This is a genomic window from Dissulfurispira sp. (genome assembly GCF_036745535.1).
In the GTDB taxonomy this organism is placed as follows: Bacteria; Nitrospirota; Thermodesulfovibrionia; order Thermodesulfovibrionales; family Dissulfurispiraceae; genus Dissulfurispira.
Genome location: NZ_DAIOFX010000054.1, coordinates 1 through 3,716, shown reverse-complemented (window position 1 = coordinate 3,716; position 3,716 = coordinate 1). Strand labels below are relative to the sequence as shown.

Annotated in this window: 4 protein-coding genes and 1 pseudogene; 2 read left to right on the top strand and 3 right to left on the bottom strand. The window is 43.0% G+C overall.

Annotated features, from left to right (window positions below):
- The first annotated feature begins 54 nt into the window (after window positions 1–54).
- Window positions 55–722: pseudogene (locus tag V7L97_RS09155) on the top strand (acetate--CoA ligase family protein).
- Here V7L97_RS09155 and thyX read toward each other — a convergent pair.
- From thyX to V7L97_RS09140, 3 genes are read right to left on the bottom strand one after another with little or no spacing between them, the layout of a single operon-like run.
- Entirely contained in the window at window positions 715–1,443 is a 729-nt protein-coding gene (thyX, locus tag V7L97_RS09150) for an FAD-dependent thymidylate synthase (protein ID WP_333655262.1), read from the bottom strand. The pseudogene V7L97_RS09155 and the gene thyX sit on opposite strands and share 8 nt — an antisense overlap.
- 21 nt (window positions 1,444–1,464) lie before the next feature.
- Window positions 1,465–1,827, bottom strand: coding sequence for a CBS domain-containing protein (locus V7L97_RS09145; protein ID WP_333655261.1), 363 nt, complete (start codon window positions 1,825–1,827; stop codon window positions 1,465–1,467).
- Between the two features lie 13 nt (window positions 1,828–1,840).
- Window positions 1,841–2,578 carry a site-2 protease family protein gene (locus V7L97_RS09140; protein ID WP_333655258.1) on the bottom strand — a complete coding sequence of 246 codons (738 nt, stop codon included), beginning with the start codon at window positions 2,576–2,578 and terminating at the stop codon, window positions 1,841–1,843.
- Window positions 2,579–2,638: 60 nt separating this feature from the next.
- On the opposite strand from V7L97_RS09140, the gene V7L97_RS09135 reads away from it, so the two are divergent.
- Window positions 2,639–3,652 (top strand): DUF748 domain-containing protein, encoded by a 1,014-nt coding sequence (locus tag V7L97_RS09135; protein ID WP_333655257.1) that lies wholly within the window; start codon window positions 2,639–2,641, stop codon window positions 3,650–3,652.
- The last annotated feature ends 64 nt before the right edge of the window (window positions 3,653–3,716 follow it).

Below are 3,716 nucleotides of genomic sequence, written 5' to 3'. Positions count from 1 at the left end.
GGATCATTTCTACCATTGATAAATTGCTGAACGGATTGTTTTGATAAGTTAGAGATGCTAAAAGAATTTATTGAAAAAAACAGAGGTAGAAAAACCTTTCTTGAACACGAAGTAAAGGGGCTGTTTAAAACCATGGCCTTTTCTATGCCTGATGGAGTATTTATACCTAAAGACACCCATCTTTCAGCCTTCAGCCTTCAGCTTTCAGCCCTCTCTTATCCTCTCGTTGCAAAGGTGTCTTCATCAAAAATAACCTCAAAGAGCGATGTCAAAGGTATAAGGCTCGGCATAAAAAATGAGGATGAATTAAATAATGCGGTTTCAGAACTCGTGCAAATTGAACATGCTGAAGGCGTGCTTGTCGAAGAAATGGCGCCGCAGGGGCTTGAGGTTATTGTGGGTGGTGTAATAGACGGGCAATTCGGCCCTATTGTGATGTTCGGCCTCGGAGGAGTATTTGTTGAATTGTTCAAGGATATTTCATTTGGCCTTGCACCACTTAAAAAAATGATGCCCTCTGGCTTATCAGACAGATTAAGGGTTACAGGCTTTTGGAAGGCTATCGAGGAAATCCGCCTGTGGATTTTGATGCACTGATTAATATAATCGTTTCTGTCTCGGAAATGATGGCGACCAGTTTAATTAAAGAAATAGACCTTAATCCTGTTGCCCTTTATCCGAAAGGGGCAATGATACTTGATGCTAAGATGTCAATTATTTAATCCCATATTTCTTTCTTACTTCTGCAATCTTTCCGCAGGTATATTCACCCTCAGGACATGGTGCGTAGAGGCAGCCGGGGCCTGCTTTTTCAAAGATTACTGGCGATGTCTTTTTGACGAGCTTCAGCATTTCTTCAGCCATCCGTCTTATCTCCCACTGCGCGCGGTTGCAGCAGCGCATCCTGAAGAAATGCAATAATTCCCTTGCATTCATAGTAACTATTATCTTTGTCTCTGCTGCGTTGGGGAGTACAAAGCGCGCATCCTGATTTGCCGACTCGCCTTTTACGCCTTTTTCATTGAGCTTTTTTACAATGTGGTTGTATGTCTTCTGAGCTTCTGACATGAAGCCCTCAAAATATCTCTTAAGCTCTTTGTCTTCCTTTATTATGGGTGGGATTACGTAATCAAAGCCCGTTTCCTCACTAACGTATCTCTGCGATTGCTGGCTGTATGATGCGAGCCTGTGCCTTACGAGCTGATGGCTGCATGCCCTCGATATGCCTTCGATTGCAAAGGTGAATGAAGAATGCTCTATCGGGCTCATGTGTCCCATCTTCACGAGTTTTTCCACAAATGCCTTCTGGTCCTTTGCCTCTATCTTTTCTTTCAATGCCTCTATATCCGAGGGGCTGTAGCAGAGCTTTGCAGCCATTGCCACAATCTCCTCTGGATTTGGCGTGTGCTTAATCAGTATTACCTTTAGCTTTGCCTCTGACATTTTCCTCCTGTTATCTTCCTATTATCTGGCCATAATCTGAACATACCTTGCTATGCCGTTCCTTGTTATAAGCCCGATTACGCTTTCTTTATCTGTTACCACCAGTCTTCCCTTGTCTTCCATTATCATCAATTCAAGCGCCTTCATTATGTCATCCTCCTCGGCAACCTCCCATTTCTTGTCGTGAGGCACGAAGATTTCGGATATTTTAACATCCTTCCACCTTTCCCTCGGCACATCCTTTATCTCTTTTAGAGTAATGAATCCGAGGAATTTTCCGTCATCAACCACCGGGAATCCGCCGTAACCGTATCTCAGGAAGTATTCATTGACTGCTGCGTCCACTGTTAGATTTGACGGCATGGTTACAATATCTCTCACCATTATATTCCTGACTTTAATTCCATTGAGTGTCTGCTGAAGACTCGCCTGCTGATAGCTCGCCTGGGATGCGGAATATAGGAACCAGCCTATGAGCATCAGCCACAATCCACCCGGAAATCCTGCAAATATGGAAAATATGCCGAAAATTATGAAGAACATTGCAATCTTTTGTCCGTAAGTGGATGCCTTCGCGTTGCATAAAAGAAATCGTTTGTTTTTTCCATAGAAAAGCCCTCACAACCCTTCCGCCGTCCATGGGAAATCCGGGTATCAGATTGAATGCGCCAAGTATGAGGTTAAGCTGTGCAAGGTATGAGAAAAGCGCCTTTGTAACCTGCGTTGTTGCCACATTATAGGCAATGCCAAAAATCATTGACAGGAAGAAACTGGACAAAGGCCCTGCAATAGCGATCCTGAATTCAGCCTTTGGACTCGGAGGCTCTCCCTTCATCTGGGCAACCCCGCCGAAAATGAACAGGGTTATGTTGATTATCGACAATTTGTATTTAAGTGCAACGAACGAATGCGACAACTCATGGAATGCAACGGAAACAAAAAGCAGCAAAGCTGCCACTGCCCCGTTAATCCAGTAAGCTGCCGCAGGTAGTTGTGGTGCAGCCTTCGGGAAATAAAATGTTGATAATGACCACGTTATCAGGCCGAAGATGATCAGCCACGAAAAATGAACCCTTATAGGTATTCCCATGATTGTCGCTATTTTTAGGGAGCCTGTTTGCAACGGTGCATTCATAAGATAAATTATACCACTGTTTGGCTTGATAATATCGGAATTTTTTGTTTTTATATAACTATGCTTAAAAAGGTTATTCTTGGCATCACCGTAATCCTCATTCTATCCATAGCAGGGCTTATTCTATTCTTTCCTCTCGACTCCTTTGTGAAAGAAAGGATTGACAAAGCCCTCGGCCCTGGCATCTCAATTAAGAATTTAAAGATAGGATGGAATGCTATAGTGGCAGATGATATTCTGGTGAAAACGCCTTCCGGCACCGGTTTCCTTGAAATAAAACAACTCAGGCTTAAACCATACCTGTGGGCACTTTTAAGGAAGAAATTTGACATCAAAGAAATAGAGATGGACTCGCCGCGCCTTGTCATTAAAAGGACTAAAGGCGGCAAATGGCTTTTTCCTGAATTCAAGAAAAAAGAAGGCGGGAAGCCGGCAGTAGAGCTTGTTGTAAAGGCATTTAAAGCAAATAACGGGAATGTGATCATAGAAGACGACCTTAAGGGCTTTAATATGAAATTAATTGGTGTGACTGTCACGATGAAAAGCGGTATATCCTTATTCCAATCAGGGAAAACAACGATCACAGCATCGGCAAAGTTTTTAGATGCAGGTAATGCCTCGTTGAAATCCGAAGGGAATATTTCTGACGGCAAGTTTAAAGGCACATTGACTATCAGGGATATGAACATGACTTTGCTGAGGCCTTATATGAAGGGCGATGTAGTGGTTAAAAGGGGAAGGCTGAATCTCGACTCCAATTTTGGTCTCGATAAGGGCTATGTAAAGGCACCTTCTCTGCTAAGGATCAGGAATATGGATATAGAGACGAGGGGATTTTTAATGGGGGTAGGTGCTCCCTTTGTGATAGAGTTTGTAAAGAAAAAGGGAGAGATTGTTTTAAACTTTAATATATGGGGCAAGTGGAATAACCTGCAGCATGATCTGAAGGAGTCGTTTAAAAGAAAGGTCTCGGAGGAGTTGGGAAAGACTATTACTTCACCCCTTGAACAGGCAACGAAGCCGTTGCAGGATGTGTTAAAGGATGTTGGCGGCCTCCTGCCGGCAATAAAGTAAAACTAAAATCTAAGTTGAGCGATTTTATATGTCAGGCACTGCTCAAAGACTTTAAAAAGTGTTG